This is a genomic window from Streptomyces sp. NBC_01351, assembly GCF_036237315.1.
Taxonomy (GTDB): domain Bacteria; phylum Actinomycetota; class Actinomycetes; order Streptomycetales; family Streptomycetaceae; genus Streptomyces.
Window position 1 is genome coordinate 5,979,027 of record NZ_CP108356.1, and the last position, 26,539, is coordinate 6,005,565.

The following is a 26,539-nucleotide window of genomic DNA, read 5'->3' on the forward strand; positions in this document are numbered from 1 at the left end:
GCCCCACAGACCAGGGCCGCCCGGCACCACCTTCCTCCCCCAGCTACCGCTGGGAGGTGCCCCCAGCCACCGCCGGGCGGCCCTCATTCATGCGAACCGTGAACAAGGAGATTCGCCTTGAGACGCCCTGCCGTAGGCCTTCTCGCCTCCGCCCTGGCCGTGACCCTCCTGCCAGGGCTACCGGCCGCCGCCGCGGGGCCCCCCGCCCCACCCTCGGACGCGAAACTCGCCGCCGAGCCGGCCCGTCACGACCTGACCCGGGAGCAGTTCTACTTCGTCCTCCCGGACCGGTTCGCGAACGGCGACCCGGGCAACGACCGGGGCGGGCTGACCGGAAGCCGGCTGGAGACCGGGCTGGACCCCACGGACAAGGGCTTCTACCAGGGCGGCGACCTCAAGGGGCTCACCGACCGGCTCGACTACATCAAGGGGTTGGGGACGACCGCCATCTGGATGGCGCCGATCTTCAAGAACCAGCCGGTGCAGGGCAAGGGGACGGACGTCTCCGCCGGCTACCACGGCTACTGGATCACCGACTTCACCCAGGTCGACCCGCACTTCGGCACCAACGCCGACCTGGAGCGGCTGATCGAGAAGGCCCACGGGAAGGGGATGAAGGTCTTCTTCGACGTCATCACGAACCACACCGCCGATGTCGTCGACTACCGGGAGGGGTCTTACTCCTACCTGTCGAAGGGGGCGTTCCCGTACCTGACGAAGGACGGCGTGCCGTTCGACGACAAGACTGTATTTGATTCAAAAGCGGCCGCGGGCGGGGGCAAGGGGAAGAAGTTCCCGAAGGTCGACGGGGACTCCTTCCCCCGGAACCCCTTCGTGCCGGAGGCGAAGAAGAACGTCAAGGTGCCCGCGTGGCTCAACGACCCGACGATGTACCACAACCGGGGCGACTCCACCTTCGCCGGCGAGTCCTCCGAGCAGGGCGACTTCTTCGGTCTCGACGACCTGTGGACCGAACGTCCCGAGGTCGTCAGCGGGATGGAGAAGATCTACGAGAAGTGGGTCGAGGACTTCGACATCGACGGCTTCCGGATCGATACCGTCAAGCACGTCAACAGCGAGTTCTGGGGGCAGTGGGCCACCGCGCTCGACAAGTACGCGGCGAAGCGCGGCCGGGACGACTTCTTCATGTTCGGCGAGGTCTACTCCGCCGATACGGCCGTCACCTCCCCGTACGTGACGCGCGGGCGGCTCGACGCCACCCTCGACTTCCCGCTCCAGGACGCGATCCGCGCGTACGCCTCCCAGGGCGCGGGCGCCGGGCGGTTGGCCGCCGTCCTCGGGGACGACTACCGGTACACGACGGACAAGGCCAACGCCTACGAGCAGGTCACCTTCCTCGGCAACCACGACATGGGCCGCTTCGGGACCTTCCTGAAGCAGGACCGGCCGGGGGCGGGGGAGCAGGAGCTGCTCGACCGGTACCGGCTCGCCAACGAGCTGATGTTCTTCTCCCGGGGCAACCCGGTGATCTACTCCGGGGACGAGCAGGGATTCACGGGCGCCGGTGGGGACAAGGACGCGCGGCAGACGCTGTTCGGGTCCCGGGTAGCCGACTACCTGGATGACGATCAGCTCGGAACGGTGCGCACGCACGCGAGCGATGCTTACGATCCGGGGCACCCGCTCTACAAGCAGATCAGTGCTCTCGCGAAGCTGGTCAAGGACCACCCCGCCCTGCGTGACGGTGTCCAGAGCGAGCGGCTCTCCGACGGGTCCGTGTACGCCTTCGCGCGGACGGACGCGCGGAGCCGGACCGAGTACCTCGTCGCCGCCAACAACGGGGCCGAGGCCAGGAGCGTGGAGATCGACGCCCCGGCCGGCGCCGAGTACCGCACCCTGTACGGCGGCGGTGGCGGCGCCACGACGCTGATCCGCGCCTCCGCCGCCGGCAAGCTCGCCGTCACCGTGCCCGCCTTCGGGTCGGTCGTGCTCCAGGGCGCCGCCCCCCTCGCCGCCCCGGCCGCCAAGCCCGCCCTGACCCTCAAGGCCCCGGCCCCCGGCGCCACCGGCACCGTCGAGCTCGGCGCCGACGTGTCCGGCGGCGGCCTGAACCGGGTCGTCTTCGCCGCCCAGACCGGGAACGGCAAGTGGCAGGTCCTCGGGTCCGCCGACCACGCGCCCTACAAGGTCACCCAGTTCGTCGACGCCCCCGCCGGTACCGCCCTGCGCTACAAGGCCGTCGTCGTCGACTCCGCGGGCCGCACCGCGAGCGCGCTCGCCGAGTCCGTCGCCGGTCAGGTCCCGCCCGCCGAGGTGCCCACCGCCACCCAGCGCGACTACGCCGTCGTCCACTACAACCGGCCCGACGGCGACTACACCGACTGGCGGCTCTACGCCTGGGGCGACATCGCCGACGGCGAGGCCACCCCCTGGCCCGCCGGGCACGACTTCACCGGCCGCGACGCCTACGGGGCCTTCGCGTACGTCAAGCTCAAGCCCGGTGCCTCCTCCGTGGGTTACCTCGTCATCGACAAGGACGGCAACAAGGACGTCGCCGCCGACCGCGTCATCGACGTGACGAAGACCGGCGAGATCTGGCTGGAGCAGGGCAAGGAGCCCGCCCGCACCGAGCGGCCCGCCCACCCGCCGCAGGACACCACCAAGGCCGTCCTGCACTACCAGCGGCCCGACGGGGCCTACGACGGCTGGGGGCTGCACGTCTGGACGGGAGCGGCGAACCCGACCGACTGGTCGAAGCCGCTGATGCCCGTACGCACCGACTCCTACGGCGCGGTGTACGAGGTTCCGCTCGGGGCCGGTGCGACCTCCCTGAGCTACATCCTCCACAAGGGCGACGAGAAGGACCTCCCCTCCGACCAGTCCCTCGACCTGAAGGCCACCGGCCACGAGGTCTGGATGCTGGGCGGCAAGGAGAAGTACCTCCTCCCGCAGCCCGCCGGCTCCTCCGCCGCCCTGGACCTCACCAAGGCCCAGGCCGTGTGGATCGACCGCGACACCCTCGCCTGGAACGCCCCCGCCACCGCCGCCTCCGTACAGCTCCTCGCCTCCCGCGAAGGCGCCGTCAAGGCCGCGAACGGCACCCTGCACGAGGGCGGCGCCCAGTGGCTGCGGCTCGGGGCCCGCTCCGAGCTCACCGCCGCCCAGAAGCAGAAGTTCCCGCACCTGGCCTCGTACGCCGCCTTCTCCGTCGACCCCCGCGACCGGGACCGCGTACGCGACGCCCTGCGCGGGCAGCTCGTCGCGAGCGCCCGCGCCGCGAACGGGGCCGTCCTGGCCGCCACCGGCGTGCAGCTCGCCGGGGTGCTGGACGACCTGTACGCCAACACGGCCGCCCTCGGGCCGGTCTTCAAGGACGGCCGCCCGACCCTGTCCGTGTGGGCACCGACCGCCCAGCAGGTCTCCCTCGAACTCGACGGCGGCGGCGACGGCGGGACCAAGACCGTCCCCATGCGCCGCGACGACTCCACCGGCGTCTGGTCGGTGCGCGGCGACCGCGACTGGGCCGGAAAGCGCTACCGCTACGCCGTCACCGTATGGGCCCCCAGCACCGGGCAGGTGGTCCGCAACCTGGTCACCGACCCCTACTCCACCGCGCTCACCGCCGACTCCACCCACAGCCTGGCCGTCGACCTCGCCGACCCCAGGCTGGCGCCCCCCGGCTGGAGGGAGCTGCGCAAGCCCGCCCCCGTCCCCTTCACCTCCGCGCAGATCCAGGAGCTGCACGTCCGCGACTTCTCCGCCTCGGACCGCACCAGCACCCACCCCGGCCAGTACCTGGCCTTCACCGACACCGACTCGGCGGGCATGCGGCACCTGCGCGACCTGGCCGGCGCCGGGACCTCGTACGTGCACCTCCTCCCGGCCTTCGACATCGGCACCATCCCCGAGAAGGCCGCCGACCGCACCGAACCGGCCTGCGACCTCAAGGTGTACGCGCCCGACTCCGACCAGCAGCAGGCCTGCGTGGCCGCCGCGGCCGCGAAGGACGCATACAACTGGGGCTACGACCCGCTGCACTACACCGTCCCCGAGGGCTCCTACGCGAGCGACCCCAACGGCACCGCCCGCACCGTGGAGTTCCGCCGCATGGTCCAGTCCCTCAACGGGGCCGGGCTGCGCACCGTGATGGACGTGGTCTACAACCACACCGTCGCCGCCGGGCAGAGCGACAAGTCCGTACTCGACCGCGTCGTCCCCGGCTACTACCAGCGCCTCCTCGCCGACGGCAGCGTCGCCAACTCCACCTGCTGCGCCAACACCGCCCCCGAGAACGCCATGATGGGCCGCCTCGTCGTGGACTCCGTCGTCACGTGGGCGAAGGAGTACAAGGTCGACGGCTTCCGCTTCGACCTGATGGGCCACCACCCGAAGGCCAACATCCTGGCCGTCCGCAAGGCCCTCGACGAGCTCACCCCCGCCAAGGACGGGGTCGACGGGAAGAAGATCGTCCTCTACGGGGAGGGCTGGAACTTCGGCGAGATCGCCGACGACGCCCGCTTCGTGCAGGCCACGCAGAAGAACATGGCCGGCACCGGCATCGCCACCTTCTCCGACCGGGCGCGCGACGCCGTCCGCGGCGGCGGCCCCTTCGACGAGGACCCGCGCGTCCAGGGCTTCGCCTCGGGCCTGTTCACGGCTCCGAACGCGTCCCCCGCCAACGGCACCCCGGCCGAGCAGAAGGCCCGCCTCCTGCACGCCCAGGACCTGATCAAGGTCGGGCTGTCCGGGAACCTCGCCTCGTACGCCTTCACCGACACCACCGGCCGCCCCGTCAAGGGCTCCGAGGTGGACTACAACGGGGCCCCGGCCGGCTACGCGGCCGCCCCCGGCGACGCCCTCGCCTACGCCGACGCCCACGACAACGAGACCCTGTACGACGCCCTCGCCTACAAGCTGCCCACCGGTACGAGCACCGCCGACCGGGCGCGCATGCAGGTCCTGGCCATGGCGACGGCCGCCCTCTCCCAGGGCCCGGCGCTCTCCCAGGCGGGCACGGACCTGCTCCGCTCCAAGTCCCTGGACCGCAACTCCTACGACAGCGGCGACTGGTTCAACGCCCTCCTCTGGGACTGCCGCGACGGCAACGGCTTCGGCCGCGGCCTGCCCCCGGCCGCCGACAACGCCTCGAAGTGGGTCCACGCGAAGCCGCTCCTGACGGCGCCCGCCCCGGGCTGCCCGGAGATCACCGCCACCTCGGCGGCCTACCGCGATCTGCTGAGGATCCGTACGACGGAACCCGCCTTCGCCCTCACCACGGCGGAGGCCGTCCAGGCCGGGCTGGCCTTCCCGCTCTCCGGAAAGGACGAGACCCCCGGCGTGATCACCATGACCCTGGGGAACCTGGTGGTGGTCTTCAACGCCACGCCCACCGCCCAGCCCCAGCGCGTCCCCGCCCTCGCGGGCACCGCCCACACCCTGCACCCGGTCCAGGCGGCGGGCGCCGACGCCACGGTCAAGCAGTCCGCCTACGACGCGCAGACAGGAGAGTTCACCGTCCCCGCCCGCACGGTCGCCGTCTTCACACGACCGTGAGCCGGTCCAGCCGCTTCTCCAGCAGGATCACCCCGTAGACCCTGCCGTCCTTCCCCACCTTGTTGGGGAGCTCCCCGGCCACCCGGTAGCCCGCGCCCTGGTAGTACGCGAGCAGCCGGGGGTTGGTGGAGACGCAGTCCAGCCGTGCCCGCTCCCGCCCGGTCCCCGCGATCCGCCGCTCGGCGTGTTCGAGCATGCGGCGCCCGGATCCGGCGGGCGCGGCCTCGCGTTCCACCATCAGCCGGTGCACGTATCCCGCCACGGGCGGCTGCACGCCCCAGGCCTCTTCGTCGGACCACCACAGCTCGTACGCCCCGACCACCCGCCCGTCGGCGTCCCCGGCGAGCCACACCTCCCCGTCGCGCATCCGCGCGCGGAAGTGGTCGCCGTCCTTGTCACCGGGCTTCCACTGGTCGATCCCGTTGGCCCGCATCCACTCGGCCGCCTGGTCGTACAGGGCGACCAGCGTGCCGGCGTCCTTCTCCTCCGCCTGCCGGAACAAGATCCCGTCGTCAATGATCACGCGGACATTATTGCCACAAGCAAGATCACCGCGGACCGGGCACCCCGGCCGGAACCAGCGCGGCCAGTCGCCCGACCAGCTCCCCGAACGGCCCGTCGGCAGGCTCGTCGACCAGGATCCGTACGAGGATCCCCGCCATCTCCGCGTCGTACGCGGCGCTCACCGCGGCCAGCGCGGCGAAGTCGTGCACCAGCTGCAGCTCCAGCTCGGCCCGCGGGATCCGGCGGCCGTCCAGCCAGATCAGCGCGGTGGACTCGGCCAGCGACACCCAGGACCGCACCACGAGTTCCAGACGGGCCGGCGGATCCTCCACGCCGATGCCCAGGTGGGTGAGGATCTGCTCGTACGCCGCCTGCCGGACCTCGTCGATCATGGCGTTGGTCCGGCTGCTCCCGGCCGCCGGACCGCCCCGCATCAGCGCCGAGAAGCCCGGCCCGTGCTCGTCGACGAAGGCGAAGAACCGCCCCATGACGCGCAGCAGACGCGCCCCGAGCGGCCCTTCCCGGGGCTCGTCGAACCGCGCCGCCAGCTCGTCGGCCGCCCGGCGCAGCGCGGCCTCGTACAGGCTCAGCTTGCCGGGGAAGTAGTGGTAGACCAGCGGCCGGGATATCCCCGCGGCCGCCGCGATCTCGTCTATGGACACGTCGTCGGGCGAGCGGTGGCTGAACAGCTCCAGGGCAACCCCGATCAGCTGCTGCCGCCGCTCCTCGACACCCATCCTGCGCCGCACGCCGGTTGTCATGCGGGACACCCTACTTCGGACAGGTCAGAGGTCCAGGACGAGGCGGTTCCCCTTCGCGCGCGAGACGCACAGCAGCATCGAGTCCTCGCGCTCGCCGTCCGTGAGGAGATTGTCGCGGTGGTCCACCTCGCCCGCCAGGACCCGGTGTTGGCAGGTGCCGCAGAAGCCCTGCTCGCAGGAGTAGGGCGTGGCGGGCAGCTCCCGGCGGACCGCCGCCAGGGTGGTCTCGTCCGGGGCGACCTCGATCTCGCGCCCCGAGCGGTGGAGTTCGACCGTGAAGGGCTGCGCGGGGCCGGGGGCCGACACGGGGCTGAAGCGCTCCAGGTGGACCGCCGCCGGGTCCGGGGCCGCCGCCGTGACGGCCGCCATCAGGGGGTCGGGGCCGCAGCAGTAGACCGGCGTGCCGGGTGGGATGCCGGCGAGGGCGGAGAGGTCGGGCAGGCCCGTCTCGTCCTCCGGGGCGAGCGTGACCCGGTCCCGGTACGCCGCCAGTTCGGCGAGGAACGGCATCGAGGCGCGAGAGCGGCCCCCGTAGAGCAGGGTCCAGTCGGCGCCCGCCGCCGTGGCGGCCCGGAGCATAGGGAGGATCGGGGTGATCCCGATGCCGCCCGCGACGAATGCGTACGAGGGCGCCGGGACCAGCTCGAACCGGTTGCGCGGCGGCCGCAATTCCAGCTCCGCGCCCTCCACCAGCTGGGCGTGGGCCTCGCGGGATCCGCCCCGGCCGTCCTCGATCAGCCGGATCGCGATCGTGTACCGGCCGGAGTCCGCCGGGTCCCCGCACAGGGAGTACTGGCGGACCAGCCCCGAGGGCAGGGTGATGTCCACGTGCGCGCCCGGGGCCCACGCCGGGAGGTCGGCCGCCTCCACGGTCAGCTGCAGCACGCCCGCCGCGGGCTCCGTACGGGAGACGATCAGCGCGCGCAGCGTGCGGCGCGGGGAGTAGCCGGAGACCGGGGTCTCCAGGGCGGGCAGCGGCCAGAGCGGGGACTTCCCGATCCGGCGGCTCAGCGCGCGCTTCGCGACCCAGGCCGCCCCGACGGCGGCGGTGACGGTGAGGGCGCGCCTCATGCCTGCACCCCGCCGTGCCGGCCCTGCCCGCCCTGCCCGCCGTTGGCTCCGGGGGAGGAGGCGAGGTAGGCCACCGCCTGCGCCGTCGAGCCCTCCTGCGAGGGGTGGTACGTACGGGAGAGGTACTTCGGGATGGACTTCAGCATCGCGCCCGTGGAGGGCAGTACGCCCTGCTGCCCGGCCCGGAAGAACTGCCCGAAGGAGGCCTTGCCGTCCACCAGGTGGGGGTCGTTCTCCATGAAGAAGCGCACCCCGCGCTGCCACAGGAACACCAGCGCCGAGAAGGCGGTGGCCCACGTGCGGGCCCGGCGGCGGTAGTTGCCGTCGAGGTGCATGAACAGGTCGAAGGCCACCGAGCGGTGCTCGACCTCCTCCGCCCCGTGCCAGCGCAGCAGGTCGAGCATCATCGGGTCGGCGCCCCGCCGGTCGAGCTCCTTCGCGTTGAGCACCCAGTCGCCGAGGAACGCCGTGTAGTGCTCGATCGCCGCGATCATCGCGACCCGCTCCATCAGCCACCAGCGGCGCGCCTTGCCGGGCGGCAGGGTCCGGTCGCCCAGCAGCTTCTCGAACAGCCAGTCCACCTGCGCCGTGTACGGGGTCGGGTCCAGGTCGAGCCGCTTCAGGTGGGGGAGCACGTCGTCGTGCGCGGCGGCGTGCATGGCCTCCTGGCCGATGAAGCCGACGACGTCCGCGCGCAGCTGCTCGTCCTCGATGTAGGGGAGCACCTGCTTGTAGACGTGCACGAACCACCGCTCGCCGGCCGGCAGCAACAGGTGCAGCACATTGATCATGTGCCCGGCGAAGGGGTCGTTGGGCAGCCAGTGGAGCGGGGTGTCCTCCCAGCGGAAGGACACGTTGCGGGGGTTCAGGTCTATGTGTTCCGACGCCACGGGGGCGGGCGCGAGCGGCGTATTAGACATGGCGTCAATGTACTGATGGGTAGGAGGGAGGAAAAGCCCTCTGTATCCATTTCCTGCGGGCGGGGGCCTGCGCGCCGCGCCGCCCCGCCGGGGCGTGACGCGGCGCCCGGTACTTCGTCGGTCACGGCATGAAGATCAAGAATATGCCGGTGACCGGCCTCGCGACCGCTGCCGCCCTCGGCGCCATGGCCCCCGTGGCCTCCGCCGACTCGGGCGCGCCCGTGGGCGACGAGAACATCGGGGCGGCGACCGCGACGGCGGGTGCGTTCGGCGCGGCGCACGACAACCTCGACTTCAACCACATCGCGGACCGCTGGAACATCGAGGTCCTGAACAACTCCCCGGTCGCCAACGACCTGACCCAGGGCGCCGGCGGCGGCGAAACCGTCTGGGGCACCGCGGAGTCCCAGGAGTCCGTGCCCGACCTCGCGAACGTCACCGACAGCGTCAACGAGACGGGCCGAAAAGTACTCGCGTCCTGACCGCCGCGCCCGCGCCGCCGCGCCCTCGTCACGGCGCACCGTCGTCAAAGGGCTCTGCTCCGGTGGTCGCCGGAGCAGAGCCCTCCTCGTGATCACGGCTAGCGCAGCGTCCCCGCCTTCGAGCCGTCCGTCAGCTTGCCCGACAGGTCGACCTGCGCGCCCGCCGGAGCCTTCACCGCCAGCCGGTTGCCGTTCGCGGAACCGTTCACCCCGCTGCCGGACACCGACAGCGACGTGAACTGCGCGCTGCCCGCCGCCAGTACGTACCACTGGCCCGCGCGGGACTTCCACAGCACGCCCGCCAGCACCCGCGGTTCCCGCGAACCGCACGCCGGCGATCCCTCCGAACGGGCCGCCTGCGCGGCGAGCGGGGCGCCCGGGGCCAGGAACTGCGCCTGCACCCGGTCCGCCGCGCCCGCCCAGGTCTCGGCCCGCGTGCACAGCCAGGTCGCCGTGCCGTCCCCCTCCGGCAGCGGCTGCTTCGCGTACGTCCAGGCGTTGACCGTGCGGACCCCGTGCGAGCGGACCGAGGGCAGCAGGCACGCGATCCGCGACCAGTCGGCCAGCTCCGCGGCCTCCGACACGTTGCGCTCCGCACCCGGCGCGCCCGAGGTCAGCCGGGCCGGGGTCAGTTCGCCGAGGTCGGTGATCAGCCGGGTGGCGCCGTCGCCGGTCAGGGCCAGCGCGTTCCAGCTCGTACAGCTGCCCGCCGGGGCGGGGCTCTGCACCGGCTGGGTGACCCCGTCCGGGCTCGGCTTCAGCACCACCGGGGCCTCGCCCGGCTTGAGCAGGTCCCGCAGGGCCGCGCCCGTGACCCAGGGGGCGGTCAGGTAGCGGACGTTGCCGTCGACCCGGCTCAGCACCAGCGCGGTCGCGGTGTCCGCCGAGGCGCCGTCGGTCCGGGCGAAGTCGAGGGCGGCGCCGGCGGACCCCGTACGCGGTTCGGCGTAACGGACCACGCGCAGGCCGTCGTACAGCAGGACCACGACGGCCTGGTCGACGACGCCCGCGAACAGCAGCTGCGCCGGCCCCATCGGCGGACCGGAGGGCGTGCCCGGGGTGGCCGAGACGACGACGGAGGCGCCGGGCCGGGCCCAGACGGCCAGCGCCCGCCGCAGCAGTGCGGTGTCGGCGAGCCGGTCGCCGCGGGCGGGCCAGGTGGAGAAGTCCGTACGGGAGGACGCGCGCCAGAGCGCTGCCTCGGCGCGCACCAGCTGCGCGGGGTCCAGGGCCTGCTCGGCCGCGGCGTTGCGGGAGTACAGGGGTGCGGCCGCGCCGTCCGAGCCCCAGCCCCCGCCGGGCAGTGCGAGCAGCGTCCCGCACACGGCGAGCGCGGCCCCGGCGGCGAGCGCGGCCCGCGCCAGCCGGCGGCGGCGCAGCAGGTCGGTGGGCCGGGCCTGGAGCACGCACGGGTCGAACTCGGGGGAGGCGAAGAGGGCGTCGTTCGCGGGATCTCCCGCCCCTGACGACGAGAGCTGTGCGACGGCGGCGTCCGGGTCCGCGACCCCGGCCTCCGCGAGCACCCGCAGCACCTCCGGCTCGGGCAGCCGCTCCAGCGCCCGCAGGACGCAGGCGGCCCGTCCGGGCCCGTTCAGGGTGGCCAGCCACTGGTCGAGGGCGAGCTCCTCGGCCCCGCCCGAGCGGGGGAACAGCCGCAGCCCCCACACCTGGGGGAGCAGCGGCGGGAGCTGCGCGCGACGCGGCAGGGCGCGGAAGGTGAGCGGAATCCCGGCTTCGAGAGCGCTGCGCAGGACGCGCAGCCGGACGTACGCGTACCCGGCGTCGACCACTTCGCCCGCGCCGCCCGCACCACCGCCGCGCTGACCGGGGACCCCGCCCGCGGCCGCGCCCTGGCCCCCGCCCGGGATCCCGCCCTGCACCGCCGCTGCGGCCGCCACCGCGTCCCGCCGCCCGCGCGGCAGCGCGCGCTGGGCCAGCGAGTGGGCGGTGAGTACCCGGCGGTTGCGGCCGAGTGAGGGAGGCAGCACCAGGTAGGCGAGCCGCACCAGCCGTGGATAGTGCTCGACGATGGCGGCCTCGGCCTGCTCGACGTCGGGCGGCACGGGAGACGGGGGGCGGGTGGCGGTATCCGGCGCAGTCACGTTCAGCAGAACGAGCGAATCGTCGGATGGTCACCCGCCTCCGGCACCCCCGATCGGGTGGACCGCGGGCCTTCGGGCCGTCAGGCGATCAGGCGGGCACGCAGCGCCTCGACGGTCTCGTCGGAGATGCCGAGACCCTCGCGCACGTACTTCTCCATGGAGCCGTAGCGCGTCTCGACCTCGTCGAGCGCGGCCTCCAGGTACGAGGGGAAGACGCCTATCAGGGCGAGCGCTATGTCGGGGTCGCCGCCGGCCGCGGTGAAGCCCTCGATCATCGGGGCGAAGGCCTGCTTGACCGCCGGGTTGACCGAGAGGTACTCGGCCATCAGCGTCTCGTCGTCCGCGCCGAGCAGCGACAGGATGATCGTGGCGCCCCAGCCCGTACGGTCCTTGCCGGCCGTGCAGTGGAAGAGCAGCGGGCCCGCCTGCGGGTCGGCGACCTCGGTGAGCAGCATCCGGTACGAGGACTGCGCGGAGCCGGAGCTCACGAAGGACCGGTAGACGTCGCCGAACAGGGCCTGCGCCTTGCCGCCGCCCAGCCGCTCCTCGGCGACCACGGGGTCGGACAGCAGGTCCTTGAGCTGCGCGGCCGCCGGCATCTTGCCGGAGTTCATCTTGTCCGCCAGGACGTCGCCGACCAGCATCCGCGCCCCGGCCGGCACCCGGTCGGGGTACGAGGCGCGCTCGGCGTCGCTGCGGAAGTCGATGACGGTGGTCAGGCCCAGTGCGGCCACCGCCGGGTCGGCGTCGAGGTCGAGCCGGTCGAGCTGGCCGGAGCGCAGCACCAGGCCGGGGCGTACGGTGCGGCCGCCGGTCAGCGGGGTGCCACCGAGGTCGCGGAGGTTGGCGACGGTGGTGGAGGGCGTGGCGGTCATCGTGGCGGCTCCGGCGGTAGCGGTAGAGATGTGCGGGTGATTCGTGTGGTTCACGTGATGCATTGAGCGATTCGTGTAATTTTCCGATGTTTCGCGTCGGAAAGACAATCGAGGGCCAGTGAGATCCCGACGCCGATCCCCAGCGCCGCCAGATGCCCGGCGTCCGTGAAGGTCCGCCCGCGCTTGACCACGGGCGCGGCGGCGAGCGCCAGCAGTCCGGCCCGAGCGGTGGTGCGCACCGCTCCGCGCGGTAGTGCCGAGGTCAGCGCGCCGAGTACGGCGTTGAACCCGTAGCTCGTCCCCACGTCCAGCGCGCACCGGGTCCGCGGATCGGTTGTCCTGCGCAGGGCGCCGTACACGAGGAGGGTCGCCGCGGCGTGCCCGAACAGGAACACCGCCGCCGTCCACCAGGCGCCGTACGCGTACTCCGCGTATCCGAGCACCGCGACGAGCAGCAGTGCGTACGGCAGGGGCATCGGCTCCTCGACGACGAAAGCGCTGGTCAGCAGTGTTTCCCAGCGTCCGGCGGCGAGATTGTCGACATTCGTCGAGCAGGCCCGGAGCAGCCGCTCCCGCTCCGCCGGCTCGAGTCGGTCCAAGGCGAGTGCCCCGAGCTGGACGCCGCCCGAATACACCACTCCCAGTGGAATCGGATTCACGCCTCCATGATCGGATACGGCCCTCTGGCGGGCACCACCGGGCCCCGTGCGAACATGTCCCGGCCATGCCTCTGAACTCCGCGCCGATGCGCGCCACGCGGGCCGCGATATTCGCGGCGATGTGCGTCGCTTTGGGTGCGGTGGGGCATTCGTACATGTCCGGTACGGACATCCCCCTCCCGGGGCTTCTGGGTGCTTTCGCGGTGACCGGCGGGCTGGCCTGGCTGGCCGCCGGGCGGCGTCGCGGGCCCGTGGGGATCACCGCGGGGCTGCTAGCCGTACAGGGGACCCTTCACCTGGTCTTCTCCGGGAGTCAGGCTGCGCAGACCGTTCCTGTTCTCACCCCCGCTCCGGCTCCGGCTCCCGTGCACCATCACATGCCGGACATGGACATGGGCGTGGACATGGGGGCCGCGGGGGCGATGGGGGCGATGGGCTCCGGAGTCCCCGGCATGGCCGACGCGAGCGGCATGGCCGGCATGGCCGGCATGGCCGGGCACGGGGGCGTCGGGATGATCGCCGCGCACGTGCTCGCCGGGCTGCTCTGCGCCGCCTGGCTGGCCCGGGGCGAGGCCGCCGTCTTCCGGCTGGCCCGCACCCTGGGCGCCGCCGCACTGCACGCGGCCCGGCCGCTCGCCCGCGCGTTCGCCCTCGTACGGGCCCGGGTCGCCGCCCTGCCGGCCCCGCCCGCCTTCCGGCCCCGGTCCGACCGGCCGCGCCGGCTGCGGGGAGCCCTGCACGCGCATGCCGTGGTGCGCCGGGGGCCGCCCGCGTACCGAGCGTTCAGCACCACGGCCCCCGGCCGCCCTGCCCGCGCCTGACCGGCGCACTCCTCGGCGAGGAGGAGGCGAGACCCGGGGTCGCTTCCCCCATGTCTTCGCCAACCCCTAGGACTCGACATGTCCCTTGACGAGGTTCAGGACGTCCGCACCCCGGACTCCGAAGCCGACGCCCCAGCCAACGCCATATCCAAGGGCCGCGGCGGCTGGGCCGCGCTGCGGCCGCTGCTGCTGCGCATGCACTTCTACGCGGGCCTGCTGATCGCCCCGCTGCTGTTCCTCGCCGCCACCACCGGGCTGCTGTACGCCGGTTCCTGGCAGGCCGAGAAGATCCTCTACTCCGACGAGCTCACCGTCTCCCGCGTCGGCGAAAGCGCCCTGCCGCTGAGCGCCCAGGTCGAGGCGGCCAAGGACGCCGCGCCCGAGGGTGAGGTCGTCTCCGTGTGGCCCGGCCCCGACGCGGAGGCCACGACCCGGGTGATCATGGAGAAGCCGGGTCTCCCCGAGGGCGAGACCCTCACCGTGTTCGTCGACCCGTATACGGCCGAGGTGCGCGGGCAGCTCGCCACCTCCGGTGACTCCCTCCCGCTGCGGACCTGGCTGAGCGAGTTCCACGCCGGCCTCCACCTGGGGGAGTACGGCCGGAACTACAGCGAGATGGCCGCGAGCTGGATGTGGGTCGTCGCCCTCGGCGGGCTCGCCCTGTGGATCGGCCGCCGCCGCAAGCGCCGGGCGGTGGGGGCACCTCCCAGCGGTAGCTGGGGGATGGTCCTCCCGGACCGGAAGCTCACCGGCCGCCGCCGCACCCTGTCCTGGCACGGGGCCGTCGGACTCTGGTCCGTCGCCGGGCTGGTCGTCCTCTCCGCCACCGGCCTGACCTGGTCGAAGTACGCCGGTGAGAACATCGGGCAGCTCCAGGACGGCCTCGGCGGCGCCACCCCCGCCGTCTCCGCCAAGCTGAAGCCGGGCGGCGCGGCCGACGGGGGCGACGAGCACGCCGGCCACACCATGGCCCCCGGCGAGCAGATGCCGGCCGCGGCGCCCACCGCCGACATCGGCCTCGACAAGGCTGTGGACGCGGCCCGCGCCGCCGGGGTCACCGAGGAACTCCGCATCACCCTGCCCGCCAAGGGCAAGGGGTACGTGATCAAGGAGCAGGACAAGCAGGTGCCGGTGCACCTGGACGCCGTCGCCGTCGACCCGGCCGACGGCAAGGTCATCGACGAACTGCGCTTCGCCGACTACCCGGTGCTCGCGAAGATGACCCGCTTCGGCATCGACCTCCACATGGGCAAGACCTTCGGGCTCGCCAACCAGATCGCGCTGGCCGCGCTCGCCGTCGCCGTGATGTTCCTGGTCTTCTGGGGCTACCGGATGTGGTGGCTGCGCCGCCCGACGAAGGACCGCACGCTGTCCGTCGGCCGCGCCCAGCCGCGCGGCGCCTGGCGGAAGCTGCCGGTCACCCTGCTGCTGCCGCTGGCCGCGGTGACCGCCGTGGTCGGCTGGTTCGTCCCGCTGCTCGGGATCAGCCTGGTCGCGTTCCTCGTGATCGACCTGGTGCTGGGCTTCGTCGCGGGCCGTCGGAACGCGGCGGCGGAGCCGGAGCCGGCCGAAGCCTCGTAACGCCGTGCAAGAACGGGTGGGCCCGCACTCCCGAGGGGAGTGCGGGCCCACCCGTGTGCGCTCAACCCGGTGCTCACGGCGCGTACTTGTAGCCCACCCGGCGGACCGTCTGGATCGCGCCACGGTGGGCCGAGCCCAGCTTGCGGCGCAGGCGGGCGATGTGGACGTCCACCGTCCGGCCGTCGCCGACGTGCCCGTAGCCCCAGACCGTGGTCACCAGCTGGTCCCGGCTGTGCACCCGGTGCGGGTGCTTCACCAGGTGCGCCAGCAGCTCGAATTCCAGGTACGTCAGATCCAGCACCTGCCCGTCGACCTCGGCCGTGCGCTGCGCCGGGTCGATGCGGACCAGGGTGTCGTCGCCGGTGCCGGTGCCGGTGCCGGTGCCGGTGCCGGTGGCGGTGGCGGTGGAGGTGGCGGAGAAGGGCGCCGGTCCCGCCACGGCGTGCGGGGCGAACGTGATCGGCGGCTGCTGGTCGGCCGGCACGAGGACCAGGTAGCCGACCATCGGGGGCTGGCCGGGCAGGGTCGGCAGGGTGTGCTGGGGCGCGGGCAGCCAGGTGGCCCCGGGCGGGAGCAGGTCCACTACTCGGGCCACTTCGTCTCGGTCCACGGAACGCAGTCGGTGGCGCGGACTGGGCGGATAGGTCAGGGAAGCGGTCGCAGCGGAGGTGAGGGAGCGGGTGTTCGCCATGAGTGGTCAGCTCTTTCACGCGGAGGAGTCGGCAGGGAGACGTGCGTATGTACGTCATCGATGTCGTTCCGCGCAGACCGAAGGCCTGGGGGCAGCTCAGATAGGAGACGAGATCCCGGAGGCTTTAGAGGGCCGGCGCGTTCTTCGCGCGGCAACACACCCGGTCGAAATCGTGGTCCTGACGGGACGGCCAGAACGGCTCGAGGTCGCTGCGACCTGACGAGGTGTGCGGGTGGCTGGCCATGGCCCCATTCAAGCAGACGTCCGAGCCCGAGGGCAGGCCCTGTCTCACCTCGTGGATCGGAATCTCAAATTCCGACACAGGCACCCCCCCAACCCCGGACAAAATCCCCCCCGTTCAGCCCAGCCGCAGCGGCTCCCAGACCGGTCCGACGTCCCAGCCCTTCTCCTGCCGGGCCCAGCGCGCCATCACCGCCACCACCTCGGCGGCCGTGGGCAGGTACGCCTGGAAGTGGCGGTCCGCCGATCCGTCCCGGTGCTCCAGCTGGTACGCCTTGTCGCCCTTGTGGTCCTCGTCGTGCCAGACCTGTATGTACCGGTCCGGCTCCTCGAGGAGCCGCTCGACGACGACGAAGCGGTCCCCGTCCGCCCCGATGCGCTCCACCAGCTCGGACAACGTGCCGAGCGCGGGCCGTTCGTAGGACTCGCCGCGTTCCGTCTGGATCCTGATCGCCAACATGGGCACACCGTCCCACACGCCACTGACAACAGCGCCCGCCGGGCCACGGGGGCTCGGCGGGCGTTGTCGTCAGGCGATGGGTGCCAGAAGACGGGCGTCAGAAGACGGCGTCAGAAGGCGGGGGTCAGCGGGCCGGTGCTCAGACCAGGTCGTCCTTCTCCAGGCCCGTGCAGCAGGTGTCCACGATGAGGCGGGTCACCACGTACGGGTCCACGTTCGCGTTCGGGCGGCGGTCCTCGATGTAGCCCTTGCCGTCCTTCTCCACCTGCCACGGGATGCGGACCGAGGCGCCGCGGTCCGAGACGCCGTAGCTGAACTCGTTCCACGGGGCGGTCTCGTGGAGGCCCGTCAGGCGCTCGTCGATGCCGGCGCCGTAGTTCTTCACGTGGTCCAGCGGCTTGCTGCCCTCGCCCAGCGCCTCGCACGCGGAGATGATCGCGCGGTAGTCCTCGCGCATCGCCTTCGTGGAGAAGTTGGTGTGCGCACCCGCGCCGTTCCAGTCGCCCTTCACCGGCTTCGGGTTCAGCGTCGCGGAGACGTTGAAGTCCTCGGCGGTGCGGTAGAGCAGCCAGCGGGCGATCCACAGCTGGTCGGAGACCTCCAGCGGGCCGACCGGGCCGACCTGGAACTCCCACTGGCCGGGCATGACCTCGGCGTTGATGCCGGAGATCTCCAGGCCCGCGGCGAGGCAGTGGTCCAGGTGCTTCTCGACGATGTCGCGGCCGAAGATCTCGTCCGCGCCGACACCGCAGTAGTAACCGCCCTGAGCGGCCGGGAAGCCGTTCACCGGGAAGCCGAGCGGGCGGGTGCCGTCGAAGAAGGTGTACTCCTGCTCGATGCCGAAGATGGGCTCCTGCCCGGCGAACTTCTCGGCGATCGGACGCAGCAGCGCGCGGGTGTTCGACTCGTGCGGGGTCATGTCGATGTTCAGGACCTCGCACAGGACGAGGAGGTTGTCGCCGCCGCGGATCGGGTCCGGGCAGGAGAACACCGGGTTGAGCACGCGGTCGGAGGCGTGGCCCTCGGCCTGGTTGGTGCTCGAACCGTCGAAGCCCCAGATCGGCAGCTCGGCTCCGTCGGCCAGGATCTTCGTCTTGGAGCGAAGCTTCGCCGTCGGCTCGGTGCCGTCGATCCAGATGTACTCAGCCTTGTAGCTCACGGGCCCCATCCTCAGACTCTGCGGGTGCTGCTGGTCGCTGCTTCATCGTCTCCGCGGCGCTGCGGTGATGACCGCAGCGTGCCCCGCCGCGATTTCCCTTCCGTTGCCCGTGTGTGAACCCCGTGTTACCGAGGTTTACGCCGCAGGTCGGGTGGGCTGTGCGGACCGGGCGCGGGTTGGCGGCGGAGCGTCCGTCCGGGTGGGGCAGACTGGGCGCGTGAGCATTTCGTCTGATTTGAGCCCTGTCGCAAACCCCCGCCCCAGGGTTGGACTGCTGGGTACCGGCCCCTGGGCCCACCGCACCCACGCCCCCGCCCTCGCCGCGCACGCCGGGTCCGAGTTCGCCGGTGTGTGGGGCCGCCGGCCCGAAGCCGCGGCCGAGCTGGCACGCGAGTACGGCGTGAAGGTGTACGAAGACCCCGACGCGCTGTTCGCCGACTGTGACGTCGTGGCGTTCGCCCTGCCGCCCGACGTCCAGGCCCCGCTCGCCGTGCGCGCGGCGGCCGCCGGCTGCCACGTGCTGCTGGACAAGCCCGTCGCGACGACCGTGGAGGACGCCCGGGCCGTGGCCGACGCGGTGGCCCGGCACGAGGTCGCCTCCGTGGTCTTCCTCACCCTGCGTTTCGCGGAGCCCACCGCCGGGTGGGTCGAGGAGCAGGCCGGGCGGGACGGCTGGTTCACTGCCGCGGCCCACTGGCTCGGCGCCGTCTTCCCGCCCGACGGAACGCCCAGCGCGTACGCCGACTCGCCGTGGCGCAAGGAGAAGGGCGGGCTCTGGGACGTCGGCCCGCACGCGCTGTCCGTACTGATCCCGATCCTCGGCGAGGTCACCGCCGTCAGCGCCACCCGGGGCCCGTCGGACGTGGTCCAACTCGCCCTGCGGCACGCCTCCGGCGCGGCCAGCACCGCCGTCCTCAGCCTGGGCGCCCCGCGCGCGGCCGCCGGGGTGGGGCTGGAACTGCGCGGCACGGAGGGCGTGCACGAACTGCCCGGCTGGAGCGACGTACCGGGCGCGTACGGCCGGGCCCTGGACGCGCTGCTCACGGCGGCCCGGACGGGGGTGCCGGATCCGCGCGGTGCCGAGTTCGGGGCGCGGCTGACGGAGATCCTGGCGGAGGGGGAGGGGCAGCTCCCTATTTGATGATCGCGTTGGCGACGATGATGGCGAGGCCGATCGTCGCGTCGGCCAGGCCGATGAGCAGTGCGGAGCTGATCCGGTAGCCGACCCGGAGCGCGACGAAGGACCCCCAGGCGAACAGCAGCGCGGTGTTCAGGCCGAGTCCGACGGCGGTCACCCCGGGGGAGTCCCAGTCCGACAGCCCGGCGATGACCAGCAGGAGCACGGTGGGCAGGTTGCCGCGATCATCGGCCACTCGTTCCACAGTGCCCGGACGAGCAGGTGCCACCGGTGGGCGGCGGAGCCGCGCTGGTGGGTGGTCATGTGGTGGGAGTAGCCGTGCGCGAGCCCGGCGGTGGCCGCCGTCACGAGGACCCAGCTGGCGTCGTAGAAGGGGGTGTAGTCCCCGCCCTTCTGGTCCAGCGCGGCGAGCAGCCCGCTGGCCAGCACGGTCCCGTACACCCCGCCGAACATCCAGTCCGCCCCGCGACGGGGCGGGGGGAAGGGGGTGGGGGGTTGGGGCTGGGGTTGGGGTTGCGGTTGCGGCTTTGGGGTTGTGGGGGTGGGCTCGGTCACGGTGGGTCCTTTGGCGTGTTACGTCCCTATTCGTTATCCGGCCACCCTACGAGCCTCCGGGTCGCGGTACGGAAAGTGGGCGCTCGGTACCCTTCCGGGAGAGGAGGGGATCATGGAAACCCATGCGAACGGCCGCCTCGCGGAGTGGGCCGAGCGGACCGTGGTGCGCGACGGGGTGCGGCTCGTCTGCCGGGACTGGGGAGGGGACGGCCAGGCCGTCGTCCTGCTGCACGGGCTGGCCGGGCACGTGGGCGAATGGGACGCGGTGGCACGGCATTTGAGCCCGCGGTACCGGGTCGTGGCCGTCGACCAGAGGGGCCACGGCGCCAGCGAACGCCGCCCCGGGGACGTCTCCCGCGCCGCGTACGTCGCCGATGTCCTCGCCGTGGCCGACCGGCTGGAGCTCGGCCGGTTCGTCCTGATCGGCCAGTCGCTGGGCGGCCACACGGCCATGCTCGCCGCTGCCGAGCACCCCGCACGCCTAGGTGCCCTCGTGCTCGTCGAAGCCGGGCCGGGCGGGGGCGACCCGGAGGTCGTCGCGGAGATCGGCGGATGGTTCGACTCCTGGCCGAAGCCGTTCCCCACACGGGAGGCCGCCGTCGATTTCCTGGGAGGCGGCCCGGTCGGCGAGGGGTGGGCGGCCGGACTGGAGGAGCGTGACGGCGGATGGTGGCCGCGCTTCGAGCGCGACGTCATGGTCGGATCGCTGGAGGAGAATGCCGGGCGGTCCTTCTGGGACGAGTGGGAGCGGGTCGCCTGCCCGACCCTCGTGGTCGTCGGCCAGAAGGGCTTCATCGCCGCGTCGGAGGTGGACGAGATGCTGCGGCGGCGTCCGGACACGCTGGCGGTGAGCGTCCCCGGCGCGGGGCACGACGTACACCTTGAGCGTCCTGACGTGCTGAACGGGCTGCTGTCGGAGTTCCTCGACGGCCGCCGGGTGTCCTGAAGCCGCGCGCGGCCGAGGTCGGCGTACCTGTCCGCGGTGGCGCCCCGGACGTCGGCGTTTCGACGCCGTGGAGCAAGGCGGACGCTGCGGGTTGAAGCATGATCGGTGGCATCGTCACCGAGTACGGGGGTTCCCGCATGTCCGACATCCTGGTCCGCGCCGCCCGGCCCGAGGATTTCGCCCAGTGGCGCGTCCTGTACCGCGGCTACGCCGACTTCTACCGGGTGGAGCAGACGGAGGAGGCCGCCGAGACCGTGTGGTCGTGGGTGAACGACCCCGGACACGAGGTCGGCGCCCTGGTCGCCGAGGACACCGAGGGCCGGCTCCTCGGCCTGGCCCACTACCGCCCCTTCGCCCGTCCGCTGTCGGCGACGGTCGGCTGCTTCCTCGACGACCTGTTCGTGGCCCCGGAGCACCGCGGCTCGGGCGCCGCCGACCTGCTGCTCGGCGCCCTGCGCGAGCTGGCCGCCGAGCGGGGCTGGAGCGTGGTGCGGTGGATCACCGCAGACGACAACCACCGGGCACGCGCGAAGTACGACCAGGTGGCCACGCGGACCATGTGGGTCACGTACGACATGATCCCGGGCGGAGCCGCGCAGTAGGGCCGGGCCTGCGCTCGATCGCTGGGCGGGGCAGGTCTGCGGGGCGGGACGGTCTGTCAAGGGTGGCCGAAGGCCGTCGCGAAGCGACGCGACGACGAAGGAGGAGCGCCCTTGACAGGGCGGCCCGACGCGGAAGGACGATGAGACTGCCGGGAAATCCCCAAGCCTTCTCCGATTCCGATCAGCTCGGACCCCGCCCTCGGCCGGCCGGCGAGCAGGCCCTACCCCTGCGAGCCCTACACGCCCGGCTTCCAGTCCGCGGCGAGGAGCCCGAGCAGTACCTCGTCCAGGAACTCGCCCATCACCCAGGCCGACGAGCGCAGTACGCCCTCGCGGACGAAGCCGTTGCGCTCGGCTGAGCGCAGCATCGCGGGGTTGTCCGACAGCGTTTCGATCTGCAGCCTCTGCAGGCCGCGCACGATGAAACCGTAGTGGCACAGCACCGCGACCACGTCGGTGCCGTAGCCCTTGCCGCGAGCGGACGGCAGCAGCCCGAGGCCGATGTGCGCGGACCGGTTGTGGTTGTCGATGCCCCACAGCGTCGCGGTGCCGACCAGCGTGCCGCCGTCCAACTCCACCACGGAGAACGGGACGTGCCCCTGCTCCTGGTCGTCCACCACCAGGCGCGGATCCTTCGAGCCGGGCGCGAGCGGCCGCCACGGCCTGCTTTCGGCCCGCGAGGAATTGACCACGTCGTCGTAGAGCTCGGCCCGCAGGATCGGGATGTCGTCCTCGTGCCGGGCCCTGAGCCCGACCTTGCCGCCTCTAAGCATGCAGGCTTCCTATCCGACCGGGTTCGCCGACGGCAAACCAATATGGCGCGTGCAAGGCGCTTGCACGGGCGCGTCCCACGCGCCTCCTCCCGGCTACTCCGCCGCCTCCCGGCTACTCCTCCACCCGCCGGATCACCTCCGACAGGGCGTCCAGGGCCCGGGTGAACGCCGCGTCCGGGAGGGCTGCGTAGCCGATGACCAGGCCCTCCTGGGCCGGGGGCGGGGCGGTGGGGTGGTGGTAGGCCGACAGGCCGTCCAGGGCGAGGCCGGCCGCGCGGGCCGCCGTGAGGGTCGGGACCTCCTGGCCCGGAGGGAGGGTGAGGGCCGCGTGCATGCCGGCCGAGATGCCCGTCGCCCGGAGGTGCGGGGCCGAGGCGGCGAGTACGGCGAGGAGTTGGTCGCGGCGCTGCCGGTAGCGCTTGCGCATGCGGCGGACGTGGCGGTCGTACGCACCGCATGCGATGAAGTCGGCCAGCGCCAGCTGGTCCAGCGCGCTCGCCCAGGATTCGCGCAGGCCCTTCGCCGCCAGGACCTGGTCGATCAGGTGGTCCGGCAGGACCAGCCAGCCCAGGCGGATCGCGGGGGAGAGGCTCTTGCTGAGTGAGCCCGCGTAGACCACGTGCTCGGGGGCCAGGCCCTGGACGGCGCCGACCGGCTTGCGGTCGTAGCGGAACTCCCCGTCGTAGTCGTCCTCGACGATGACGCCCCCGGTGCCGCGGGCCCACTCCACGGCGGCCGCCCTGCGGGCGGGGAGGAGGCGGCCGCCCGTCGGGAACTGGTGCGCGGGGGTGAGGAGCAAGGTACGGGGCCGGGTCGGGAGTCGGTCGGTGACGGCGCCGTCCTCGTCCACGGGCAGGGGATGCGCGCGGACCCCGGCGGCTTCGAGGATGGAGTGGTGGAAGGGGAGTCCGTACGCCTCGACGGCCCAGTCCCGGGGGCGGACGGACGCGAGGAGGCGCAGGCCGTTGGCGAAGCCGGAGCAGACGACGATGTTCGCCGGGGTGGTACGCACGCCGCGCGCCCGGGACAGGTAGTCGGCCAGCGCCCGCCGCAGCTCGGGGCGGCCCCGAGGGTCGCCGGGTCCGAAGGCCTCGGTGGGTGCGGCGGCGAGGGCCCGCCGGGCGCTGGCGGCCCAGGCGCTCCGGGGGAAGGAGGCGGGGTCGGGCTTGCCCTGGAGCAGGTCGTGGACGGGGGCCGAGGGGGTGGGTGCCGAGGCGGCGGCCCTGGTGGCGCGGGGCGCGGGGTGCTCGGCGACCCGGGTCCCGGAGCCCTGGCGGGCGGTGAACCAGCCCTCGGCGACCAGTTCGGCGTAGGCGTCGGCCACGGTGTTGCGGGCCAGCCCGAGGTCCGCGGCCAGGGTCCGGTACGGCGGCAGCCGCGTCCCGCCCGCGAGCCGTCCGCTGCGCACGGCGTCGCGGAGGGCTTGGGCGAGGGCCGTCCGGCGGGAGCCTTCGGCGGGGAGTTCCAGGTGCAGGTCGGCGCCGGCGCCCGGGTCGGGCGCGGTCATGCGCCCGGCTCCTGCGTGGTGAAGACGGTGTGGGCGGCGGTCAGGAAGCGGCGCACGGCGTCCCGTTCGGCCGGTTCGAAGGAGTCCAGCACCACGAGCACCCCGTCGATGAGGGGGCCGAAGAACTCCCGGCCCAGGAGGATCGCCTGCGGCTCCACGCGCAGCAGCACCCGGCGGCGGTCGAGGGCGTCGCGGACCCGCGCCACGTGGCCCAGCCGCTCCAGGCGGTCGATCACGGCGGTGGTGCCCGCCGAGTTGAGGCCGAGCCGGGCGCCGAGGAGGCCCGCGGTGGCCGGCTCGCCCGCGCGGGCCGCGTCCAGCAGGCAGATCAGGGCCCGTACGTCGGTGGGGTGCATGCCGTTGCGGGCGGCGAACTCGGCCTGGCGCATGCCGAACTCGACGGTCACTGCCCTGAGGAGGTGCACCAGTTGAAGGTTCTCGGGTTCGGGCTGTCGGTTGTCAGCCATGTCGCCTCCGTTTAGTCTCTCGTTGAGCGAGATTATTGCCCAGCGAGGGATTGGGGTCGGTCATGTCCCGGAAGTCTTCCGGCAGCAGCTCTTTCCGCCGCGCTTACGACGAGGCCTTCGCCCGGTGGCCCGGCACCGTCGAGACTGCCGAACTGCCCACCCCGTACGGGGTCACCCGCGTCAACAGCTGCGGTCCCGCCGACGCCCCGCCGGTGGTGCTGCTCCCCGGGGGCGGGGCCACCTCCGCGGTGTGGGGTGCCTGCGCGGCCGCGGGGCTGGCCCGCACCCACCGGGTGCACGCCGTGGACCTGCTGGGGGACCCGGGGCTCAGCGTCCCCGCGGCGGGTCGGGCGCCGCGGTCGGTGGCGGACCTGGTCGGGTGGCTCGACGGGGTGCTCGACGGGCTCGGGCCGGGCGGGCCTGGCGGGCTGGCTCAGCCGTCCGGCCTGGGTGACCCGGTAGGCCCGGCCCGCCCGTTCGTCCTCGGCGGGCATTCCTACGGTGCCTGGATCGCCGCGCACTACGCGGCCGCCCGGCCCGCCCGGCTCGGCCGCCTCGTGCTGCTCGACCCGACGCAGGTCTTCGCGGGGTACCGCCCCGGCTACGTGCTGCGCGCGCTGCCCATGCTGCTGCGGCCCACCCCTCGGCGGATCCGGTCCTTCCTCGACTGGGAGACCGGCGGGGCGGCGCTCGACCCGGCGTGGCTGCGGCTCCAGGACGAGACCGCCGGCTTCCCCACCGCCCGGCCGGTCACGGGGCCGCGCCCGGACCTGGGCGGGCTCGGGGTTCCGGTGCGGATCGTGTTCGCCGGGCGCGCCCGCTGCCACGACGCAGCCCTCGCGGCCCGGGCCGCGCAGGCGGTGCTGCCGGGCGCGCGGGTCGACGTACTGCCCGGCCTCTCGCACCACGCGCTGCCCCACGCGGCGGCCGGAGCCATCGCCTCTGCCGTCGCGCACTAGGCCTTGCGCGACAGTGCCTCGCGGACCGCTTCCTCGGAGCGGGCCACCACGGCCGTGCCGTCCTCGGCGGTGATGATCGGACGCTGGATCAGCTTCGGGTGCGCGGCCAGGTGCGCGATCCAGCGGGCCCGCGCCGCTTCGGTCTCCTCGCGCGGCAGTTCTCGTACGCCGGTCTCCTTGGCCAGGGGGTCCGAGGTGCGCGTGATGTCCCACGGCTCCAGCCCGAGGCGGCCGAGCACCTCGCGGATCTCGTCCTCGGAGGGCACGTCCTCCAGGTAGCGGCGCACCGTGTAGTCGGCGCCCTCCGCGTCCAGCAGGGTCAGCGCGCTGCGGCATTTGGAACAGGCGGGGTTGATCCAGATCTCCATGGCTCCCAGCCTATCCAGGGCCTGCCCGGCCAGGGCTTTTGTCAGTGGTGCCCAGTAAAATCGAGGGAGAACGACAGGAAGCCAACTACCGTTTGGGAGGCTGTAGATGGCCACTGCCATGACGATTCAGCACGTCAAGAAGAAGCCGCTGCCGGCGGGGCTGCCCCGCGAGTGGTACGAGAGCCACAACCGCCGCCTGAAGGCGATGCGGCTGGCGATATCCCTGCTCGACTCGGGGACGTACGACGCCCGTCGCGCCACCAACCGGAAGATCCGGACGATGGCCGTCCGGACGGGGATCCACCGGCCGTCCAACGTCACCTGCAAGATGGTGCGCGCGTTCATCAAGGAGGCGTGAGGCGACCGTAAGCGGTCGTAAGGGGCGAGCCGGAGCCGGCTCGCCGGGGCGGGAGCCCCGGTGAGCCGGTCGCGGTGGTCGCTGCGGCGACTGCCGCCGCGCCGCCGCTCACTTCTCGTCGAAGACGATCTCTTCGGGCAGGCACGTCATCCTCACGGTGTTCGCGTCCGGCATCTGGATGATGCGGTGCAGGCCGGTGATCGGGGCGCCGCCCGACGTGAGGCGGAAGGTGTCCGCGGCCCCGGCCAGGTAGGTGGGGAGGCAGGCGAGTGACACGACCGGCGGGTGCGCCGGCTGGAGGTCCAGGTACTCCTTCAGGCGGCGGAACAGCTTGGGCAGGATGACCGCCCCGTTCGCGGCCGTGAGGGAGGACATCTCGGTGATCCTCGCCCCCGTCGTGGTCACGTCGACACCGTCGCCCCACACCCCCTTCTTGGCCTTCCTCGCTTTCAGGGTCTCGGCGGTGAGGGCCTCGCGCAGCTCTCTGGGGAAGCCCGAGTAGAAGGTCGGGTAGGCCATGCCGGACGAGATCAGATGGAAGTTGGCCGTCTTCTGCAGGAGCTTCTCGTCGACCTTGATCTCATAGCCGGTGCATGCGGGTGGAGTGCCCCGGCCGACCAGGGCCACGCAGCGGCCGTGGACGTCCGCGCCCTGGGTGAGGATGAAGCCGGGCACGCTGTCGGGGATGGTGGTGACCGTCTCGTCCTCGTGACGCTGGACGCTCGCGAAACCGAGCCACGTCAGCAGCTCGTCCGAGGCCCGGTGCGCGAGGTCCAGCGGCTGGTGCTGCTCCGGCCCGTAGTGGCCCTCGAAGTGCGTCTCCAGCGCGTCGATGGCCTCCATCCGGATGCTGACGCGGCCGTCCGCCTTGGGCTGGATCGGTTTGTGCCCGGGCACGAGTTTCCACTCGGCCACGTCGTCCGGGACGAAGGGGACGGTGTCGCCGTCCGGTTTGGCGTCCTTCGGCACCCGGAACGTACCTCGGATGAGCAGCATGGACATGGTGTCTCCCTTGGGAATCGCGGT

Annotated in this window: 25 protein-coding genes; 9 read left to right on the top strand and 16 right to left on the bottom strand. The window is 72.8% G+C overall.

Annotation, left to right across the window (positions count from 1 at the left end):
* Positions 1-117: 117 nt before the first annotated feature.
* Positions 118-5,514, top strand: coding sequence for a pullulanase-type alpha-1,6-glucosidase (gene pulA / locus OG625_RS27555; RefSeq protein ID WP_329386349.1), 5,397 nt, complete (start codon positions 118-120; stop codon positions 5,512-5,514).
* Here the strand turns inward: pulA and OG625_RS27560 are convergent.
* Genes OG625_RS27560 through OG625_RS27575 form a run of 4 tightly spaced genes read right to left on the bottom strand, consistent with a single transcriptional unit; the run spans position 5,501 to position 8,770 of the window.
* Positions 5,501-6,037 carry a GNAT family N-acetyltransferase gene (locus tag OG625_RS27560; protein ID WP_329386351.1) on the bottom strand — a complete coding sequence of 179 codons (537 nt, stop codon included), beginning with the start codon at positions 6,035-6,037 and terminating at the stop codon, positions 5,501-5,503. The genes pulA and OG625_RS27560 overlap by 14 nt on opposite strands.
* 25 nt (positions 6,038-6,062) lie before the next feature.
* On the bottom strand, positions 6,063-6,779 hold the full coding sequence (locus OG625_RS27565; protein ID WP_329386353.1) for a TetR/AcrR family transcriptional regulator: 717 nt from the start codon (positions 6,777-6,779) through the stop codon (positions 6,063-6,065).
* Positions 6,780-6,803: 24 nt separating this feature from the next.
* The gene (locus OG625_RS27570) at positions 6,804-7,850 is read right to left on the bottom strand and encodes a PDR/VanB family oxidoreductase (protein ID WP_329386355.1); all 1,047 of its coding nucleotides are present in this window, start codon (positions 7,848-7,850) and stop codon (positions 6,804-6,806) included.
* Positions 7,847-8,770 (bottom strand): metal-dependent hydrolase, encoded by a 924-nt coding sequence (locus OG625_RS27575; protein ID WP_329386357.1) that lies wholly within the window; start codon positions 8,768-8,770, stop codon positions 7,847-7,849. Before OG625_RS27575 ends, OG625_RS27570 begins: the two co-directional genes overlap by 4 nt.
* 128 nt (positions 8,771-8,898) lie before the next feature.
* Here OG625_RS27575 and OG625_RS27580 point away from each other — a divergent pair, with 128 nt between their 5' ends.
* Positions 8,899-9,252: a hypothetical protein gene (locus OG625_RS27580; protein WP_329386360.1), complete on the top strand. Its 354-nt coding sequence runs from the start codon at positions 8,899-8,901 to the stop codon at positions 9,250-9,252.
* A 98-nt stretch (positions 9,253-9,350) separates the two neighbouring features.
* On the opposite strand, the gene OG625_RS27585 is transcribed toward OG625_RS27580, so the two are convergent.
* The 3 genes from OG625_RS27585 to OG625_RS27595 all read right to left on the bottom strand — a co-directional run bounded on the left by OG625_RS27585 (position 9,351) and on the right by OG625_RS27595 (position 12,888).
* The gene (locus OG625_RS27585) at positions 9,351-11,354 is read right to left on the bottom strand and encodes a hypothetical protein (protein WP_443067784.1); all 2,004 of its coding nucleotides are present in this window, start codon (positions 11,352-11,354) and stop codon (positions 9,351-9,353) included.
* An 80-nt stretch (positions 11,355-11,434) separates the two neighbouring features.
* On the bottom strand, positions 11,435-12,229 hold the full coding sequence (locus tag OG625_RS27590; RefSeq protein WP_329386362.1) for a tyrosine-protein phosphatase: 795 nt from the start codon (positions 12,227-12,229) through the stop codon (positions 11,435-11,437).
* A 50-nt stretch (positions 12,230-12,279) separates the two neighbouring features.
* Positions 12,280-12,888, bottom strand: coding sequence for a rhomboid-like protein (locus OG625_RS27595; protein WP_329386364.1), 609 nt, complete (start codon positions 12,886-12,888; stop codon positions 12,280-12,282).
* 65 nt (positions 12,889-12,953) lie between these two features.
* Here OG625_RS27595 and OG625_RS27600 point away from each other — a divergent pair, with 65 nt between their 5' ends.
* Together OG625_RS27600 and OG625_RS27605 are read left to right on the top strand one after the other, a co-directional pair.
* Positions 12,954-13,709, top strand: coding sequence for a hypothetical protein (locus tag OG625_RS27600; protein WP_329386366.1), 756 nt, complete (start codon positions 12,954-12,956; stop codon positions 13,707-13,709).
* Positions 13,710-13,787: 78 nt separating this feature from the next.
* Positions 13,788-15,290: a PepSY-associated TM helix domain-containing protein gene (locus OG625_RS27605; protein WP_329386368.1), complete on the top strand. Its 1,503-nt coding sequence runs from the start codon at positions 13,788-13,790 to the stop codon at positions 15,288-15,290.
* A gap of 73 nt (positions 15,291-15,363) precedes the next feature.
* On the opposite strand, the gene OG625_RS27610 is transcribed toward OG625_RS27605, so the two are convergent.
* The 3 genes from OG625_RS27610 to glnII form a co-directional block, all read right to left on the bottom strand.
* Positions 15,364-15,981, bottom strand: coding sequence for a winged helix-turn-helix domain-containing protein (locus OG625_RS27610; protein WP_329386370.1), 618 nt, complete (start codon positions 15,979-15,981; stop codon positions 15,364-15,366).
* Positions 15,982-16,339: 358 nt separating this feature from the next.
* Positions 16,340-16,681, bottom strand: coding sequence for a hypothetical protein (locus tag OG625_RS27615; protein WP_329386372.1), 342 nt, complete (start codon positions 16,679-16,681; stop codon positions 16,340-16,342).
* A gap of 139 nt (positions 16,682-16,820) precedes the next feature.
* Positions 16,821-17,840 (bottom strand): glutamine synthetase, encoded by a 1,020-nt coding sequence (gene glnII, locus OG625_RS27620; RefSeq protein ID WP_329386374.1) that lies wholly within the window; start codon positions 17,838-17,840, stop codon positions 16,821-16,823.
* A 223-nt stretch (positions 17,841-18,063) separates the two neighbouring features.
* Between glnII and OG625_RS27625 the strand changes: the two genes are divergently transcribed.
* Entirely contained in the window at positions 18,064-18,981 is a 918-nt protein-coding gene (locus OG625_RS27625; RefSeq protein WP_329390996.1) for a Gfo/Idh/MocA family protein, read from the top strand.
* Here the strand turns inward: OG625_RS27625 and OG625_RS27630 are convergent.
* On the bottom strand, positions 18,974-19,213 hold the full coding sequence (locus tag OG625_RS27630) for a hypothetical protein (RefSeq protein WP_329386376.1): 240 nt from the start codon (positions 19,211-19,213) through the stop codon (positions 18,974-18,976). The genes OG625_RS27625 and OG625_RS27630 overlap by 8 nt on opposite strands.
* 432 nt (positions 19,214-19,645) lie before the next feature.
* Between OG625_RS27630 and OG625_RS27635 the strand changes: the two genes are divergently transcribed.
* Complete coding sequence (locus OG625_RS27635) at positions 19,646-20,479, top strand: alpha/beta fold hydrolase (protein ID WP_329386378.1); 834 nt, start codon at positions 19,646-19,648, stop codon at positions 20,477-20,479.
* 98 nt (positions 20,480-20,577) lie between these two features.
* Positions 20,578-21,081, top strand: a complete 504-nt coding sequence (locus tag OG625_RS27640; protein ID WP_329386380.1) for a GNAT family N-acetyltransferase — start codon at positions 20,578-20,580, stop codon at positions 21,079-21,081.
* Positions 21,082-21,317: 236 nt separating this feature from the next.
* Here OG625_RS27640 and OG625_RS27645 read toward each other — a convergent pair whose 3' ends face one another.
* The 3 genes from OG625_RS27645 to OG625_RS27655 form a co-directional block, all read right to left on the bottom strand.
* A complete protein-coding gene (locus OG625_RS27645; RefSeq protein ID WP_329386382.1) occupies positions 21,318-21,854 on the bottom strand; it encodes a GNAT family N-acetyltransferase in 537 nt (178 codons plus the stop codon).
* A 112-nt stretch (positions 21,855-21,966) separates the two neighbouring features.
* A complete protein-coding gene (gene pdxR / locus OG625_RS27650) occupies positions 21,967-23,361 on the bottom strand; it encodes a MocR-like pyridoxine biosynthesis transcription factor PdxR (RefSeq protein WP_329386384.1) in 1,395 nt (464 codons plus the stop codon).
* Positions 23,358-23,828: a MarR family winged helix-turn-helix transcriptional regulator gene (locus OG625_RS27655; protein ID WP_329386386.1), complete on the bottom strand. Its 471-nt coding sequence runs from the start codon at positions 23,826-23,828 to the stop codon at positions 23,358-23,360. The genes pdxR and OG625_RS27655 overlap by 4 nt, the downstream gene beginning before the upstream one ends.
* Before the next feature lie 62 nt (positions 23,829-23,890).
* Between OG625_RS27655 and OG625_RS27660 the strand changes: the two genes are divergently transcribed.
* Positions 23,891-24,787: an alpha/beta fold hydrolase gene (locus OG625_RS27660; protein ID WP_329386388.1), complete on the top strand. Its 897-nt coding sequence runs from the start codon at positions 23,891-23,893 to the stop codon at positions 24,785-24,787.
* On the opposite strand, the gene OG625_RS27665 is transcribed toward OG625_RS27660, so the two are convergent.
* Positions 24,784-25,155: an ArsC/Spx/MgsR family protein gene (locus OG625_RS27665; RefSeq protein WP_329386390.1), complete on the bottom strand. Its 372-nt coding sequence runs from the start codon at positions 25,153-25,155 to the stop codon at positions 24,784-24,786. The two genes, OG625_RS27660 and OG625_RS27665, sit on opposite strands and share 4 nt — an antisense overlap.
* A gap of 106 nt (positions 25,156-25,261) precedes the next feature.
* Here OG625_RS27665 and OG625_RS27670 point away from each other — a divergent pair, with 106 nt between their 5' ends.
* The gene (locus OG625_RS27670) at positions 25,262-25,513 is read left to right on the top strand and encodes a hypothetical protein (protein WP_329386393.1); all 252 of its coding nucleotides are present in this window, start codon (positions 25,262-25,264) and stop codon (positions 25,511-25,513) included.
* Between the two features lie 108 nt (positions 25,514-25,621).
* Here the strand turns inward: OG625_RS27670 and OG625_RS27675 are convergent, their stop codons facing one another.
* Positions 25,622-26,515 (bottom strand): nuclease, encoded by an 894-nt coding sequence (locus tag OG625_RS27675; RefSeq protein ID WP_329386395.1) that lies wholly within the window; start codon positions 26,513-26,515, stop codon positions 25,622-25,624.
* Between the last annotated feature and the right edge of the window lie 24 nt (positions 26,516-26,539).